The organism is Clostridium sp. AF32-12BH (assembly GCF_003477935.1).
Lineage (GTDB): Bacteria > Bacillota > Clostridia > Lachnospirales > Lachnospiraceae > Brotaphodocola.
This window is the reverse complement of the sequence record NZ_QUEH01000017.1, coordinates 63,396-80,271: the sequence shown is the minus strand read 5'-3', so window position 1 is coordinate 80,271 and position 16,876 is coordinate 63,396. Positions and strand designations below refer to the sequence as shown.

Here is a 16,876-nt window from a genome sequence, read left to right as displayed (position 1 = left end):
TTCTTATTGCGTTACTTTATTTTATTTATGGAGCTCACGGAAAATCTTCTCAGGTGTGACCGGAAGCTCACGGATCTGCACGCCGGTCGCATTGGCTACCGCGCCTGCGATCGCCGGGGATGGCGTGTTGATGACAACCTCACCGATGGATTTGACACCAAACGGTCCGGTCGGCTCGTAGCTGCTCTCAAACTCCACGCGGATATTGCCGACATCGACACGGCTCGGAAGCTTGTACTGCATAAAGGAATTCTCATAAACCTGTCCTTTTTCGGAGCGGGTCACATCCTCAAACATCGCCATACCAATGCCCTGTCCCAGACCACCTTCGGTCTGGACGCGGACCAGTGCCGGGTTGATCGGGGTTCCACAGTCTACGACTGCCACATAGTTGACCAGCTCAAAGTCACAGGTTTCCTTGTCCATCTCGATTTCCGCGATACCAACCATAAACGGAGGCGGAGATACCGGTGAAGAATGGCTTTCGGTCACCTCGAGTGCCTTTCCATTGTTCGCCATGGCACGGTTTCCGATATCTTTTAAGCTGATCGCAGCGGAGCCGTCCTTTGCCATCACCCGTTCGCCGTCAAATTCTACTTCCTCTGGCGTTTTTTCCAGATACTCTGCTCCCTTTTCGGTGATCAGACGGATCATGGACTTCGATGCCTTCACAGCTGCCATACCAGTGAGGTACGCGGTACTGGACGCATAAGAGCCGGAATCGTACGGAGAAACATCCGTATCAACACCATGGGATACGATATTGTCAAGATCACACCCCAGCACATCTGCCGCAATCTGGGCCAGTGTTGTATCGCAGCCGGTACCCATGTCGGAAGCACCCAGCATCAGGGTGTAGAAGCCGTCATCATTTAACTTCAGGGTAATGGAACCCACGTCACAGTTCGAAATCGCAGAACCCTGCATGGACATCGCCACGCCTACGGAACGCACCTTTCCATTGCCCATATCGCGGCACGGGTATTTTTCATCCCAGTGGATCAGTTCCTTGGCTCTTGCCAAACAGCGGTCCAGCGCACAGCTGTTTGCTGTTTCGCCGTAATAGGCCGGCATGAAGTCACCCTCATGTACCATATTTTTCTCACGAAGGACCGTCGGGTCCATATGCAATTCCCGCGCAAGCTCATTGACTGCAGATTCCAGTGCAAAAATGCCCTGCGTCGCACCGTAACCGCGGTACGCACCTGCAGACATGGTATTGGTGTAAACCACATCATAAGCGAAGCGATATGCTTTGGTTGTGGAGTACAGCGGGATTGATTTGTGTCCGGACAGACCAACCGTGGTCGGCCCATGCTCGCCAAATGCTCCGGTATTCGACAGAGTATAAATGTCAATTGCCTGGAAAATTCCATTTTCATCGGCTCCGAGCCTTACATGGACCTCCATCTCGTGACGCGGGGAGGATGCAATCTGGGACTCATAACGGGTGTAGATCAGCTTCGCCGGTTTTCCGGTCTTCCACGTAACCAGTGCCGGATACACCTCGGTCACAACCGTCTGCTTTGCACCGAAGCCGCCGCCGATCCTTGGCTTTAAGACACGCACCTTTGATTTTGGGATATCCAGCGCATGTGCCACGATCCGACGCACATGGAACGGAATCTGTGTCGAAGAAGTAACATTTAAGCGGCCATATGCATCCATGGTCGTAAAAGTACGGAACGTCTCCATCATCGCCTGCTGGTTTGCTTTGACATGATACGTATGGTCAATGACATGTGCACAGCCTGCTAAGATAGCATCGACATCCCCGTTGCTATCCTCGGCGGAAGCACAAAGATTCCGTTTGTTATCTGCACCGACCGGGCACAGACTTTTCCAGCTGTCCTCCGGATGTACCAGGATCTTATTGTCCTTGGCTGTGTGAAAATCCAGAACCGGCTCCAACACCTGATATTTTACCTTAATCAGACGCAGTGCCTTATCAACCGCTTCTTCCGTCTCACCTGCCACAATCGCAACTGCATCTCCAACGAAACGGACTCTCTGGTCCAGGATCAGGCGGTCATACGGACTTGGCTCCGGAAAAGTCTGACCCGCCATGGTAAAACGCTTCTGGGAACAATCTTTATAAGTCAGGATCGTCTCGATTCCCTCTACCTTCAAGGCTCTGGAAAGATCGATCTCTTCGATCCATGCATGCGCATGGGGGCTGCGCAGCAGTTTCACGATCAGGCAATCCTTGGGAGCAATATCATCGGTGTAAAGAGGTTTTCCGGAAAGAAGTGCTTTTGAATCTTTTTTCACCACTGAAGTTCCTACATATTTTTTCTTTGGTTCCATGGTCTACGCCTCCTTTTTCCGGTTTAAGTACTTTTCCAGTGCACGCAGCTGACTGGCATATCCGGTACAGCGGCATAAATTTCCAGCCAGATACTCCCTTACTTCATCCGTCGTCGGGTTTACCAGTTCCCGCTCCATGGCCAGCACATTCATGATCAGGCCCGGGCTGCAGAAACCGCACTGGTCAGCACCTTCTCTCGCGAGAAAGCCTGCAAATTCTTCGGATTCCTTCTGAAGCCCTTCCAGCGTGGTGATTTCGTGTCCGTCCGCTCTTGCCGCAAGGACCGAACAAGAAAGCACCGGCTTTTTGTCCAGCCATACCGTGCAGAGACCACAGTTCGATGTCTCACATCCGCGCTTTACGCTGTAACAGCCCTTTTCGCGGACCAGGTCTAAAAGCAGGGTATCGGCCTTGATCTCTGCCTCAGTCTTTTTTCCATTTAATATCAGTGTGATCTTCATCTTATGCCTCCCCCCCATTTAATGCTTCCATCAGCCGTCTCACATAGATTTCTGCCAGAGACTTCCGGTAATCTGCGCTGCCCCGCAGATTACTGCCAAAAGAAAACTGGCTGACTGCTTCCTTCGCCTGCTCCGAAAGTTCACAGCCGGTCTGGACCGGCCGTACCACAAGCGCTGCTTTGGAAGGTCTTGCACCCACAGAAAGGTACCACATATCGTCTTTTTTTGCTGCCGCAACCGCGATCAGTGGGAAATCGGTCTTGGAACGGCGCTGGCTGACATAAGCGGCTTTTCTGCCGTCCTTTTTGATGATGATACGAACCAGGATATCCCGCTCATATTTCATCTTTGCAAATTCTTCCAGGGAAACGGTTCCACCCTTGTATAACTCCACATACGTATCCAGAACCATCATGCAGGTTAAAATATCCGAAAAACCGAAACGACCAAAAATACTGCCGCCCACAGTAGCGCCGTTGCGGAACTGGGTTCCCACGATCCAACGGGTACATTCCCTAAAAACTCCGCCAAAATACTGGTTTAACCTCTCATGAAGTTCCAGATCCCGCAGGCTGCACATACAGCCGATCCGGAATTCTTCTTCCGTTTCCTCGATCTGATCGAGTCCGAGACCACTTAGGTCGATCACCGTATTGCGGTTTCCATTTCCCATTTTGAGCCACATCATGCCGCCGACCAGAACATTGCTTTTTTTCTGGTTCAGCGCGTATGCCTGCTCAAGGCTTTCTGCTTTCACATACTCCTTTGCATGAAACATGCGCCTTCCTCCTTCGTCACTCCTAAAGATTATTTCTGTAAACGGTATATCACTCTATTTTATCTTGAAAAATAGGTATCAAAAATTGTTCTGGCGATCGGTGCTGCCACATGACCGCCCGAGCCCGCCTCTTCCACCAGGACCGTTACCACCAGCTTCGGATCCTCCGCCGGGGCAAATCCGGTAAACCATGCGTGGGTTTCTTTTCCTGTTTCAAATTCCGCAGATCCGGTTTTCCCGGCTACGGAATACGCATCCGTGCGGACACCCGAACCGGTTCCATCCGTCACCACGCTGCGCATAAACATCGCCAGGGTATCCGCTTCCGCAGAGGTCATGAGATTTCCATAGGAAGAAGGCAGGAATTTCTTTACCTCTTCTCCTGCTGCGGATTCCACATGGTCGATCAGATATGGTTTCATCAGCACACCGCCACTGGCAATGGCTGCCGTGATCATGGCATTGTGAAGCGGCGTCATCTGGGTGTTGCCCTGGCCGATGGCGGTCTGCAGCCGCTCCCAGTCCGAAGCACCGGGTCCCATCGCAAAAGAACTCTTGCTGTAAGCCAGGGACAAGGGAAGGTCCCGGTTAAACAAAAGCTCATCCGTTGTGCGCTTCATGCGCTCCAGATCCATGGTAAGCCCAAGGCTGGCAAACGCACCGTTGCAGGAATTGGCAAATGCCTGCAAAAGGGACTGGTGCCCATGGGCGGTTCCATGGTAACAGGAGATCTTGTAGTCTCCATATTCATAACTTCCGTCACAATCGAAAGTAAAGCCTTCCCAGGTGTTCGGATGCTCCCGGATGTATTCCAGAAGCGTAACGATCTTAAACGTCGATCCCGGCGGATAAAGCCCCTGGGATGCACGGTTTAACAGCTGCGCCTCGGTATTATCCCCGGAGATCAGGCTCTCCCACTGACTGCTCAGCTGGTTCGGATCAAACCCGGGCTTCGAGACCATGGCAAGAATCTTTCCGGTGTCCGGCTCCATTACCACAACAGCGCCCTTCCGGTCTCCAAGCGCATCCGAAGCCGCCTGCTGCAGCTGCACATCCAGCGTGGTCACCACCTGATCGCCCAGATTTTTTACATCCGAAAGCTCATTGACTGCCTGCTCCACTAGATTCATGTGGGAGCTTAGCAGATAAAAGTTTGCCAGCGATTCCAGACCGGTTTTTCCCTGGTCAGAATAACCGACCACATGGGCAAATAAACTGCCATACGGATATTCCCGCACCTCGGTTCCATCCTCCGCGACATTGGTTTTCGCTAAGACGGTTCTGTCGCTGCTTAAGATTTCTCCGCGGATGATCCGGTCCGAAAAACTGTCCAGACGGGCATTGTAAGAATTGTTGATGACCGTCTCACTCTGCACCTGCAGAAAATAGCCGAAATAGCCCATCAGACAGACAAACAGCCCCACCATCACATAAGTAATAAACAGGATGTTACGGTCTGTCCGCTTTTCCTTCAGGCGTTTTCCTGTTTTCTTCTTTTCAGTCGATTTCATCGTAGTCCTCCTCATCATTCCGCTTCAGAATGTAAAGGCCCTGAATCACCCCGAAAATGATAAAGGTACTCAAGATAGAACTTCCGCCATAGCTGACAAACGGAAGGGTCACTCCGGTTGACGGGATGAACTTGGTCACACCTCCAACCGTCAGAAAAATCTGGACTGCATATACCATGGCAAGCCCGAACGCGATCAGCTGAAAGAACAGCGCCTGCATCTGCGCTGCCAGAAGCACAAACTGCAAAAAGCAGCCAAGGCAGACAAACAGCACACAGAGGGCAAAAATTCCGCCCAGCTCTTCCGAGATTGCCGCAAAGACGAAGTCCTTTTCCACGACCGGGATCTTATACGGCATACCCTGGTAAAGTCCCATGCCAAACCAGCCACCCGTACCGATGGCAAACAGCGACTGCGTGATCTGGTAGCCGCGGTTATCGATGTCTGCCCACGGATTTTTCCAGGCCGCTACACGCGTCCGCACATGGGCAAACAGCTGGTACGCAACCACTGATGCCCCGCACCCGCTGATGAGTCCGGAAAAAAGGTAAAGCCAGCTGCCCGTTGCCACAAACAGCATGGTCAGATACGTCAGAAAGAAGATCAGCGCACTTCCAAGGTCCTTGGAGAGCACCAGCACCAGCACATAGGCAGCCGCCATGGCGGTTGTCTCTGCGATGGTCCGAAACTCCGTATCTCGGTAAAACATGCATGCCACAAAAAATACGAACAGGATCTTAACAAACTCCGACGGCTGAAATGCAATGCCCGCGATGTTCACAGAAAGCTGCGCTCCAAAGCTGTTGTTTCCGATCACCCACACCACGATCAGCAGTGCCAATCCCGCAAAGCCGTACACCCACGGGATTTCTGCCAGCTGCCAGACCCGCTCCAAAATAAATGGAATGATCCAGGTCACCAGTGCTGAAATAGCAACGATCACAAACTGACGGATCGCCTTGTCAAAATCCAGACGGGTCAGAATGATGAATCCGACACACAGCAGCATACACATGTTATTGACTAAAAGTCTTGACCTCTTTGGATAAAAAATCTTGTAAAGCCCCGTGTAAACGGCCAGAAAGATCACCTGGGCCAGATAAAACAGGAGCACCCGCTCATCCTCCGATTTTAAAAACAATACCGCATATGCGACAAAGTGCATCAGAAACATCGCGATATTCTGCCGGATGCAGACACTTCCCTGCCGGTCCGAGTCATGAAACCGGAAATAACTGAAATTCCAGTAAGTGTATGCGGCGATCAGAAGAATCATCAGGTATTTGGATACTTCAATTACAATATTGATCATAAACGGTTATTCTACGCCTCTCTTAAAATGCCCCCGTGTAAAGTCTTTCAGCGGGTCCTTGGTATCTTCTCCGTGCAGGAAATGATCCGCGAATGCATCCAGGATTTCTTTCATCTGCTCCGGTGACTCCATGGTAAACGCCAGACGCAGCGCCCCCGGCTGCAGACGGCTGACCAGCTTTTCCTGACCGAGCAGCGAAAGCGGGCTCGGATTGTAGATGGTGTTGTAGCAGAACCGGCAGAAATTCTTTACCGGAAGCTCTTTTCCAGTGCGGTCCTTCATCTTTAAAAGCTCCGGCTTTTTCGTGCAGCCCTTCGTTGTGCGCACAATGCACTGGGCCGATACCATAGCCGGAAGGTAACCGTATACAAACAGCTCCATCTGCTCACATCCCAGTGTCTCCAGTTCCCTGCTGTTTAACTCCAGCGGAAGGGTCATGCGGGAAATGCCAAGCTGCTTCATCTGCTCTCTGGCCAGATGGTTCATCACATAAAGGTTTGCATCGGAAACCAGGGGGATTTCATCCACTCCCTGTTCCTTTAAGAAGAAGATCTCATCCAGGGATTTTACCACCAGTTCATCAAAGCCTGCTGCCTTTAACGCAGCCATATGCTTCTTAAAATAGGTTTCCGCTTCCGTGCGGAAAATATGAGGCAGCATCAGACTGCACTGTTTTCCCTGCTCATGGCATTCCTTCACAGCCGTTTCCCAGGTCTCCGGTCCGAAGCTGCAGGAATCCAGATAGATGCGGCTGACATCCGGATGGGCAATGGCCGTGCTTAACAGACGCGGCTCCTCAAGGGAAATGTGGAGACCGGTTCTGTCCGTGGCTGCTTCCTGGGCTTTTTCCTGGGCTGCTTCCACGATCCGGAGTGTTTCTGAATCCTGAATGTTTTCTGATACCACGGCAGTTTCTGCGGTTCTTCCTGTTTCTGTTTTGCCGCATGTCTCTGTTTTATCACAAGTTTCTGCGGTTCTGTCTGCACCAGACTCCTGCTTTGCCACTCTGGAAAAAGGTGCCAGCAGTTTCTCTTCCATCTGCTCTAAGGCTTCCCGGCGCAGTTCATTCAATGCCTGTACCGGTACAAAACAGTTTCCAGAGATTTCCGCAGTCAGATTTTCAAAATAGAACGGTGTATTTCCCGTCTTGTTCAACTGCTTTAACAGTTTTTCTTCGCCCATTGGCTGGTTCTGCGCCGTCAGAACCTCTGCTCCCGTAACTTCCACATACGGATTCTGGTCAGCAGCTTCTTCCAAAAGCAGCTCCGGCTCTGCACACCAGAGTGCAAACTTCAACGGCTCACCTTCCTTTACCGTCACATGACCGGAAAGTGGCTCCTGCTTCTTTTTATTCACATAATCGCGGTCCAAACGGTCAAACAATGCCTGGTTTCCTTCACGAAACGCCGGTTTTTCTTTTAATGCGACCATCTCCCGGCCATTGTGATGGAGGTAGTAACCATCCGTAAAGCCACCACGGTCAAACAGATCCAGCAGCATTTTCCGGTCAGCCGGATCTACCTTATAGCCGTCCCGGCCATGTTCCAGATAATAATCCACATATTTGCGGTAAATGCTCACGACACCGGCCGTGTAACGCGGACTCTTCATTCTGCCCTCGATTTTTAAGGAATAGACGCCGGACTCAATCACATCCGGGAGAATGTCGAGGGTGCAAAGATCCTTTAAACTCAAAACATAGCGATTATCTCCTGACTTTTTGTCATTTTTCTTCCTGTTATCCCATGTTTTCGCTGTCTTTTTTCCCTCGGCCATCTGGTGGATCGCACCTTTCAGAGGTGTCCCACCTACCGTCAGCACATCGTATGGAAGTCTGCACGGCTGTGCACATCTGCCACGGTTTCCGCTCCGTCCGCCAATGAGACTGCTAAGCAGACACTGTCCGGAATAGCAGTAGCACAATGCACCATGGACGAAACTCTCGATTTCTACATCCACATGATCGCGGATCTGCGCGATTTCCTGCAAAGAAAGCTCACGCGCTGTTACCACACGGGTCGCACCAAGCTCCTTTAAGATTTTTGCGCTGCGCCATCCTGTCACCGTCATCTGTGTGCTTGCGTGGATCGGAAGATCCGGGAAATGCTCGCGGATAAATTTCCACACACCCAGATCCTGAACGATCACCACATCCAGTCCCCGCTCATAGTACGGTTTTAAAAAATCATAAAGCTGGTCCAGCTCCTCTTCCTTAACCAGCGTATTGACTGTCATATAAAGACGGCAACCATGCAGATGTGCGTAATCGATCGCTTTCAGGAACTGATCCTCTTCTGGATTATCTGCATAGGCGCGGGCACCAAACCGGCTGCCACCCATATAAATAGCATCCGCTCCCGCATGGACCGCTGCCATCATACTTTCCATTGACCCGGCCGGAGCCAGGATTTCTACACGTGAATTCAAAACTTCCTCCTATTAACAATTCCAGGGCAAAATCCAATCGGCGGATGCACCTCCGGTGCTTTCCTAATATGCAATGCAAAGAAAGGGAGTCCCGATCTGATTCGAAACGTCCCTCCTTTCTTGCCCCTGTATATCTGATATCATTACCGTTCACGCGTTGCGCAAACAGGAACTCTAATATTGTATCCTTTAACGGATAAAATGGCGGTTTGGATGTGTTGCTGCCGCCAAAGCCGCCCTAAATGCCGCCTGCTTTGCCAGGTCGTCTGCCTCTTTTTGTTCTTCCGGTGTTTTTACTGCCTTCGGAAGAACGGAAGCTACCTGCTCTCTGGCCGCTGCAGATGTTACAGTCCCTGTTGCCTGCTCTGGCTTTTTCTCTGCAGTTGGTTGTACTGTTGGCACTCCCTGCTCTGCAGTTGAAGCAGCCTGTTCTACCGGCTGAACTGCTGATGCTGACTGTTTCAAGGTTTCCAGTTCCAGTCTTACACTCTCGCCATCTCTCTGTGCTACTTCAAGTTTGATCCGCATCTGCTCTGTTTCTGCTTTCGCCTCAGCGAGCGCTGCTTTTAATTCTGCCTCGGTATGCTCTGCTGCTTCCCGGGTCTGTCTCAGTTCACGGGCTGTTTCCTCTGCAGTCGTGCGAATGCTTTCAAGCTCGCTGGCTGCTTTCTGCTTCTCCTCGCGTGCCTCATCAAGCTCCATAACTGCCATTTCCGTTTCGTCATGTGCCTGGGAAAGCTCTTGTTTTGCGGTCTCTGCCTCGCTCTTTGCCTGGGCAAGCTCCTGTCTCGCAGTCTCTGCCTCGGTTCTGGCCTGGCTAAGCTCCTGCTTTGCAGTTTCCGCCTCGGTTCTGGCCTGGCTAAGCTCCTGCTTTGTAGTCTCCGCCTCAGTCCTAAGCTGGGACAATTCCTGAATCGAAGAAGCATTCTTCAAGTGAGCCTGCTGCAACTCATTTTCTGCTGCGCTCTGCTCAGACTGCAGCTTCGCAAGCTCTTCGCGTGCTGCCTCCAGTTCCTGTTTCAACTGATCTGACTCTGCAGATTTTCCTTCCAAATCTTTTTTCAGTTGTTCTGTTTCCGCAGTCTTTTCTTCCAGATTCTGCTTTAATGCTTCTGTTTCCTGCTGCGCATTCTCCGCTTCCGCAACCGCAGCTTCCTGCGCTGATACAGCGGCTGCTTTTTCCTGACGTACTGTCTCAGTCTCTGCTTTTGCCGCAGCAAGTTCCTGCCTTGCAGCCTCGCAGCGATTCTTCAAATTCTCAATCTCCTGCCCGGCTGTCTCCAGCTTTTCCTTCGCAGCTTCCAGCTCTTCCCGATCTTTTAACGGGGCAGCCTTCGCCACCTCCAGCTCACGGGACTGCGCATCCAGTTTCATCTGTGTGGTGATCAGCTCATGCTTTAAACTGTAAGCGTCCTTCTCCAGTTCTTCCTTCTGCTGTTCCAGGCCGTCTGCACGCATCTGCTCTTTAAAATAATCATCCGAAAGGTTCAGCTGAATGGTCAGATTCTGGTATTCCGGGCTTTGTCTGGAAAAACCATCTAACTTCCGCACTTCTCCAATCTTTTCATTTAAATACGCTGCAACCTGTCTTAAATACGCTTCATCTTCCTCGCCGCCCAGCGTAAAAACGGTTCCATCTATAAACACTTCCGTGTAATTTTTCTTTTCCATGAAATTTCCTTATATAATAAATCGATTAATATTAAAATACTGTATACATATTTCTGTGAACTCGCACTCATTTTAACATATTCCAACCATCTCAACAAGAGTGTTTCCTTCAGTTTCTCATTTTTGTATCATTATGATTTCTTATGAAAAAGCACCCGGAAGCCCAAACATTCCTGATGCCATCTCATATTTTTTCTGTTCTATTTTCTGATTTCGAATTGGATCCTGTTACAACTCTTTTCCAAAGCCGCCAGCCTTTTCTAGACAAATTCCAGAATCCGAGCTGCATCAGCCATGTTCCGGATAAGGGATGTCCAGATGCTGGTAAGCTAACGGAGTCGCCACACGGCCGCGCGGGGTCCGGTTTAAAAAACCATTCATAAGAAGGTATGGCTCATAAACATCCTCCAGCGTGCCTGCATCCTCGCCGAGAGCCGCCGCCAAAGTCTCCAGCCCTACCGGGCCGCCTCCGAATTTCTCAATCATCATAAGAAGAATGCTCCGGTCGTTATTATCCAGACCAACCTTGTCCACATCCAGAATGTCCAGTGCAAAATCCGCCACCTGTTTGGTGATGACTCCATCATATTTTACCTGTGCGAAATCGCGGACCCGCTTTAACAGGCGGTTTGCCAGACGCGGCGTTCCGCGGGAACGTCTTGCGATCTCCGCAGCACCTTCCGGATCAATTCCGACACCAAGCACTGCTGCCGAGCGCTCTACGATCACCTGCAGCTCTGCCGGTGTATAAAACTCCAGCTTCTGGACCACACCAAAACGGTCACGCAGCGGCGCTGTCAGAAGTCCGGCTCTTGTCGTCGCCCCCACAAGAGTAAAATGCGGCAGATCCAGCCGGATAGAGCGGGCGGAAGATTCCTTTCCCAGCATAATATCAATCGCAAAATCCTCCATAGCCGGGTAAAGCACCTCCTCTACCTGGCGGTTCAGACGGTGGATCTCGTCTACAAACAATACATCTCCCTCCTGGAGATTGTTTAAAATGGCCGCCATTTCTCCCGGCTTTTCGATCGCCGGACCGGAAGTCACCTTCATGTGTACGCCCATCTCATTGGCAATGATGCCGGAAAGCGTTGTTTTTCCCAGTCCTGGCGGTCCGTAAAACAACACATGGTCCAGAGATTCGCCGCGCGCCTTTGCCGCATCAATGTAGACCTTTAAATTATTTTTAATTTTTTCCTGCCCTATGTATTCGTCTAACAGCTGAGGACGGAGATTGGGCTCTATGACCTTGTCTTCTTCCGTCACCTCAGTGGTAATGATCCGTCGTTCCATTTCCTGCTCCAATACTGATTTTTAATCGTTCTGCACCTGCATACCTGCATGATTTTGGTGAACTGCACCTGCATTGAATAACCAAGGATTCCCGCTTGTTATCCTAAAATGCCAGAAATTTCAGCGATGCCTTCAGCACAGCTTCCGCGTTCATGCCTTCCTTGATTTCTACCTGACGAACAGCTTTGGTTGCTTCTGTCGGTGAGTAACCAAGAGCAACCAGTGCTTCTATCGCCTCTTTTCCTGCTCCATCCACACCAGAAGCCACTGCAGCAACATTTGCCTCTGCCGGTCCACCAGCAAACTGCAGCGGGAGCACATCGTCCATGCTGATCTTGTCCTTCAGATCCAGGATCACACGCTTTGCTGTCTTCGGGCCAATGCCCGGTGCCTTCGCGATTGCCTTAGCATCCTCCGCTATGATCGCCATGCGAAGATCGTCCGGGGTGAGGGAAGAAAGAATGCCAAGTGCCGCCTTCGGGCCGATGCCATTTACGCCGAGAAGCTGGTTAAACATCTTTAAATCCTGACGGCTTAGAAAGCCGTAAAGCGTCATGGAGTCTTCTTTCACCTGAAAGGAGGTATAGACCTTCATCTGCTCCCCCACATGAGGAAGCCGGTCCAGCACAGACAGCGGAACGTGAATGTTCCACCCAATGCCTCCCGACTCAATTACCACCGTATCTTCCCAGTATTCTTCTAATGTTCCTTTGATATATGAAAACAAATGCTTGTCCTGACCTTTCCTAATATCCTTTTATCGTGCTTCTTATTCTAGCATATCAGACTGCCAGGCGCAAGGCAAATATCGAACAGACATTCTATTTTATCTTTATGGCAAGCACTGTCAGGACTTGCCGAAGTTCGTAACTGTTCAGTACCTTCACAGTCACGAGCAAAAATCCATGAAAAATTGCCTACGGCAATGGGATTTTTGCCTGCCATCCTATGTTTTCTTACGGTCAGCGCAGTAAATGCGCAGACCTACTGAACAGTTACCAAATTTCTATGAATCCCCCAACACGATCTGAATCAGGTTTTTGTTTAACATCATCGTGCGGTTCCACGGGTTTAAAATGACTCCTTCGATTTCGTTCACCGTCAGTGCTGTCCGGAAAATCTGCTCCAGATCAGCCAGAAACGTGGACTTCACCTGATCCGCACCACGCAATTCCTCTTCAAAACTGGTAAATGCCACCCACCATGCTTTTCCATCCGCGGTCTGCACTGCCTGAATCTGCATCGGAGCTGCTGGATTTGCCATCATCTGCGGCATTCCGCTCTGATCCTGCGGCATATCCACCGCCAGAATAACCTGTCCCTGTTCCCGCATCCGCCGGCGGATCACTGTCAAAGCATGGGCTAACATTTCTTCGCTCGGTTCCTGCTGCAATGCAGCAATCGCTTCCTCAATTTTTTCATTTCCGATCAGGCCTTCATCCTTTTTCGTGTTCTCTGTTGTATTCATCCTATTGTCCTGCTCTTTCTTATCCTGTTACTGTTAAACAGCAACGGATTTTGCCAATCCTCCGCATTTCAAATCGGCAAAATCTGCTACAATAACTGTATTTAACGATTTTACACCGTAATCTCAATCTGGTTCTGCTCAATGGCAACGATACAGCTTTCGTAGTAGCCGTCTCCCGTTGTTCTCGGTCCACTGATCACTTCGTAGCCAGCATCCTGCAATTTGGCTGTAATTTGCTCCACATTTTCCTTGCTGCCAACACTGAACGCAATATGTGCGTAGCCTGTCCGGTCTAGATTTTTCGGTAAATCTGACATTTTCGGTTTATTCATAATTTCCAGTCTCGCCCCATCATCAAAAGAAAGAAAATAAGACCGGAATCCTGTCCGCATATTATAATACCCGTCATTTGATTTTGCACCCAGGTATTTCACAAAAAAATTCCGCGTCTTTTCCAGATCATTCACATACAGTGCGATATGTTCTATTTTCATAGACGTAATTCCTCCACCCATTTAAATAATGATTCCCGCCAGATGATCACATTCATGCTGAATGATCTGGGCTGTCCAGCCGCTGAATTTCTGATGCTGCTTTTTGAAATTCATATCTTCGTATTCAACTTCAATCTCCTCATAACGGGTCGTTTTCCTAACCCCGGACAGGGAAAGACAGCCCTCTTCCGTCTCAAATGCACCGGATTTTTTCACAACGACAGGGTTAAACATCGCAACATTCATAAATCCCATATTCACCGCAATGATATTTTTCTGCACCCCGATCATATTCGCTGCCATGCCAACACACTCTGCCTCGTGGGCCCTTAAGGTATCTAAAAGATCGAGTGCAACCTGGCGGTCCGCAGAAGTTGCCGGAAGTGATTTCTGTTTTAAGAATGCGATGTCTCGCATGATTGGTCTTACCATGATTTTGTCTCCATTCTATAGATTCATTTTTTGCGTGAACGATATAACATTGGCCTTTGTAATTGCAGAGTTGTGCGGCCAAATCACATAATTGGAACGACTTCTGCCTTCTGCCAACGATACTCATTCGGGATATCTCCGATTTTCCACCCGGAAGATGTCGTTTCCACATAGTAATACTTTTTCCCATTCCGTTCATAATAGCTTCCCGGAATATCCGTGCCTGCAATACCAAGCGCCATATGGTCGGGCATGATAAGGATAACAACATCGTATCCCCGTTCTTTCAGAAGTCCTGCAAGCAGGAATGTTTTGTCTTCACAATCCCCGCACTGATCAACCAAGGTCTCATACGGATATTTGTACCATTCTTCCTGCCCTACCGATTCCTCATCGGTCTTGTATGGAATCGCCTGTACAAATGCAACCGTTTCCTGCACCTTTGCCCATTCGCTGCTCATGTTTTCTTTTTCACACAGCTCATCGATCGTCTCATTCGTGCGTTTTAACATGCTGACCGTGTATTCATCAGAAATATAATTTTTACAATCATTGGAATATTGGCGTGGTAACCCGCGATAATACATATAGACACCCATATTTAATTCCATGGTTATTCCATTTTTCCAGGATCCGGAAGGAGATTCCCATTCGTATTGTATTTTTACATTTTCTTCAGAAACACGATTTGTCAATTGCTGCATGTCCGGCTGCCGGTCATCGAATAATGATTTTGCTGGCATAGTATTTCTATCTGCAATTTGCTGCGGTATTGCATTATCCATCCTTACCGTTGTATTGACATCACCCGCTGCAGACTGATAGGTATTACTCTTCCCATCATTCGAAATTTTCAAGATAAAGACCAGGCATATCACAATCGCTATCTTGAAAAAATTCCATAGTTTTCGCCCGGCATGATTGTGGCGAGCATTTTTCTTTCTCTTTATATTGCCGTTCTTTTTTTGATCAAATGCAGACTTCTCCCCATTCGCTTTTCCAGAATCATTCGCTGCAATGACATGCTTAATATTCTGCGGCAATCGATTGTATTCTTCCGCTGTCGCAAGCATGGACAGCGAATCTGCAAAAAACTGCATATATTTTAAAAATATAACATATGGTGTTTTATAATACCGGTCCTCATAAGCCAGCTCCGGGATGTTATTCATATGACGGTCGATCATTTGTCCATCGTATGTCCGCTCAAAACGAATCGAATCTACGTTAGACAGGTATGCAATACTATCATGGATCAAAGATTCCCGTAAAGTTTCCATGCGTGCTTTGCCAATGAAAGGATTATCTGTTTTTGTGATACTCGTTCTTTTTTCTTTTAATGACTTAAGCGTCCCAAGCTGTTTATGGATCTCTTCCAAATGGCTTTCGTAAATTCCGACTGCTTCGCCCCTCGTGTTTTGGTCTGTATCCAGCATAACCATATAGATATTGTTTAGGTAATTGTAGGCACTGCCAAGATCCTTCTCCTGTAAATACTTCTGGAAACGCTCAAGATTTACAATAGATTGCAAATACTGCAGTGGCGTCTTGTCCTTTATGTAAAATTCTTTTTCCACCAATCTTCCCCCTGAATATACGTTATAGCAAAACCCGGTTTTATCAGACACGTATCGGAAATGATATCCTTATGCTCATATGCAGCCCATTCACCAGTGTTCTGATCTTTCTTTGTATTTAAGTTGCTTTCGTTTATATTCTATTTATTGTTACTGTTACGTGCAAGCATCATTTTCGCAGTAGCAGATCGTAAAATCGAAGTAACGAGACCTCTACTAATCAAGTCAAATTTGCCATTGACCGCATCACCAGATCAATATCCTGGTTTTCCAGTTCCTGAATGATATGCAGATATGTTTTCTGTGTCGTTGTCATGCTGGCATGTCCAAGTCTCCGCGCCACACTTCCGATCGACACCCCTGCAAATAACAGGATTGACGCATGGGTATGACGCAATCCATGAACAGAAATCGTGGAAATGCCGAGTTTCTTACAATAGCGCTCCAAAATCCCATTCACGGTTGAATTTTATGGTATAAATGATTATTTAGATGAGATGGCAAAGACCATCTTCGACTATTGGTTTGTTCAGTATGATTTTCCGGATGAAAATGGAAAACCATATAAATCTTCTGGTGGAGAATTATTTTACAATAAAGTTCTCAAAAAGCTTATACCAGTTGGTTGGACTGTTGATACTATAGGCAATCTTTTAGCGAAAGTACCAAATACAACCAAAATTCCATCTGCTGAAATTGGCAAGAAAGGATCAATTCCAGTTATAGATCAATCATCGAATTATATTGCTGGATACACAGATGATAAAACCAGCATTTTATCAAACGAAACTGGATATATTGTATTTGGGGATCACACTAGGGTTGTCAAATACATTCGATTCCCATTTGCAAGAGGTGCTGATGGAACTCAAATTATAAATTCAGACACCAGTGCTATGCCAAATGAAATATTTTACCAGGTAATAAAATCTATTGATTTATCCAACCATGGATATGCTCGTCATTTTAAGTATTTAAAAGCTACAGCAATTGCAATACCATCTGCAAACCTGGGAGATGTTTATGCACAAAAAGTTAGAAAATGGTATGAAATTCAAGTATCTTTGGTGAAAGAGAATATCTCTTTATCCAATTTACGTGACTGGCTTCTCCCAATGCTTATGAATGGTCAAGCCACCATCGA

General features: G+C 48.4%; 13 protein-coding genes and 2 pseudogenes. 1 reads left to right on the top strand and 14 read right to left on the bottom strand.

All coding sequences use genetic code 11. The features are described 5' to 3' along the window. Window positions 1-21: 21 nt before the first annotated feature. The 14 genes and pseudogenes from DWZ40_RS15715 to DWZ40_RS15650 all read right to left on the bottom strand — a co-directional run. A complete protein-coding gene (locus DWZ40_RS15715; RefSeq protein ID WP_118543832.1) occupies window positions 22-2,307 on the bottom strand; it encodes a molybdopterin cofactor-binding domain-containing protein in 2,286 nt (761 codons plus the stop codon). Window positions 2,308-2,310: 3 nt separating this feature from the next. Next, window positions 2,311-2,769: a 2Fe-2S iron-sulfur cluster-binding protein gene (locus DWZ40_RS15710; protein ID WP_118543831.1), complete on the bottom strand. Its 459-nt coding sequence runs from the start codon at window positions 2,767-2,769 to the stop codon at window positions 2,311-2,313. A 1-nt stretch (window position 2,770) separates the two neighbouring features. Next, a complete protein-coding gene (locus DWZ40_RS15705) occupies window positions 2,771-3,547 on the bottom strand; it encodes an FAD binding domain-containing protein (RefSeq protein WP_118543830.1) in 777 nt (258 codons plus the stop codon). A 59-nt stretch (window positions 3,548-3,606) separates the two neighbouring features. Further along, window positions 3,607-5,058 carry a penicillin-binding transpeptidase domain-containing protein gene (locus DWZ40_RS15700; RefSeq protein ID WP_243035362.1) on the bottom strand — a complete coding sequence of 484 codons (1,452 nt, stop codon included), beginning with the start codon at window positions 5,056-5,058 and terminating at the stop codon, window positions 3,607-3,609. Beyond that, window positions 5,045-6,370, bottom strand: coding sequence for an FtsW/RodA/SpoVE family cell cycle protein (locus DWZ40_RS15695; protein ID WP_118543828.1), 1,326 nt, complete (start codon window positions 6,368-6,370; stop codon window positions 5,045-5,047). The genes DWZ40_RS15700 and DWZ40_RS15695 overlap by 14 nt, the downstream gene beginning before the upstream one ends. A gap of 6 nt (window positions 6,371-6,376) precedes the next feature. Further along, window positions 6,377-8,797 carry a DUF3656 domain-containing protein gene (locus DWZ40_RS15690; RefSeq protein WP_347560106.1) on the bottom strand — a complete coding sequence of 807 codons (2,421 nt, stop codon included), beginning with the start codon at window positions 8,795-8,797 and terminating at the stop codon, window positions 6,377-6,379. Between the two features lie 189 nt (window positions 8,798-8,986). Next, complete coding sequence (locus tag DWZ40_RS15685) at window positions 8,987-10,468, bottom strand: cell division protein ZapA (RefSeq protein ID WP_118543827.1); 1,482 nt, start codon at window positions 10,466-10,468, stop codon at window positions 8,987-8,989. Window positions 10,469-10,756: 288 nt separating this feature from the next. Next, the gene (ruvB, locus tag DWZ40_RS15680; RefSeq protein ID WP_118543826.1) at window positions 10,757-11,761 is read right to left on the bottom strand and encodes a Holliday junction branch migration DNA helicase RuvB; all 1,005 of its coding nucleotides are present in this window, start codon (window positions 11,759-11,761) and stop codon (window positions 10,757-10,759) included. A gap of 103 nt (window positions 11,762-11,864) precedes the next feature. Next, the gene (gene ruvA / locus DWZ40_RS15675) at window positions 11,865-12,488 is read right to left on the bottom strand and encodes a Holliday junction branch migration protein RuvA (protein ID WP_118543825.1); all 624 of its coding nucleotides are present in this window, start codon (window positions 12,486-12,488) and stop codon (window positions 11,865-11,867) included. Window positions 12,489-12,767: 279 nt separating this feature from the next. Beyond that, a complete protein-coding gene (locus DWZ40_RS15670) occupies window positions 12,768-13,229 on the bottom strand; it encodes an SseB family protein (protein ID WP_118543824.1) in 462 nt (153 codons plus the stop codon). Between the two features lie 110 nt (window positions 13,230-13,339). Beyond that, complete coding sequence (locus DWZ40_RS15665) at window positions 13,340-13,723, bottom strand: VOC family protein (RefSeq protein ID WP_118543823.1); 384 nt, start codon at window positions 13,721-13,723, stop codon at window positions 13,340-13,342. Window positions 13,724-13,744: 21 nt separating this feature from the next. Continuing rightward, complete coding sequence (locus tag DWZ40_RS15660) at window positions 13,745-14,155, bottom strand: peptide deformylase (RefSeq protein ID WP_118543822.1); 411 nt, start codon at window positions 14,153-14,155, stop codon at window positions 13,745-13,747. Window positions 14,156-14,238: 83 nt separating this feature from the next. Then, entirely contained in the window at window positions 14,239-15,732 is a 1,494-nt protein-coding gene (locus tag DWZ40_RS15655) for a hypothetical protein (protein WP_118543821.1), read from the bottom strand. Window positions 15,733-15,952: 220 nt separating this feature from the next. Next, window positions 15,953-16,201 (bottom strand): annotated as a pseudogene (locus tag DWZ40_RS15650) (tyrosine-type recombinase/integrase); the annotation flags it as partial. 28 nt (window positions 16,202-16,229) lie between these two features. Between DWZ40_RS15650 and DWZ40_RS20150 the strand changes: the two are divergent. Beyond that, window positions 16,230-16,876: pseudogene (locus DWZ40_RS20150) on the top strand (hypothetical protein); the annotation flags it as partial.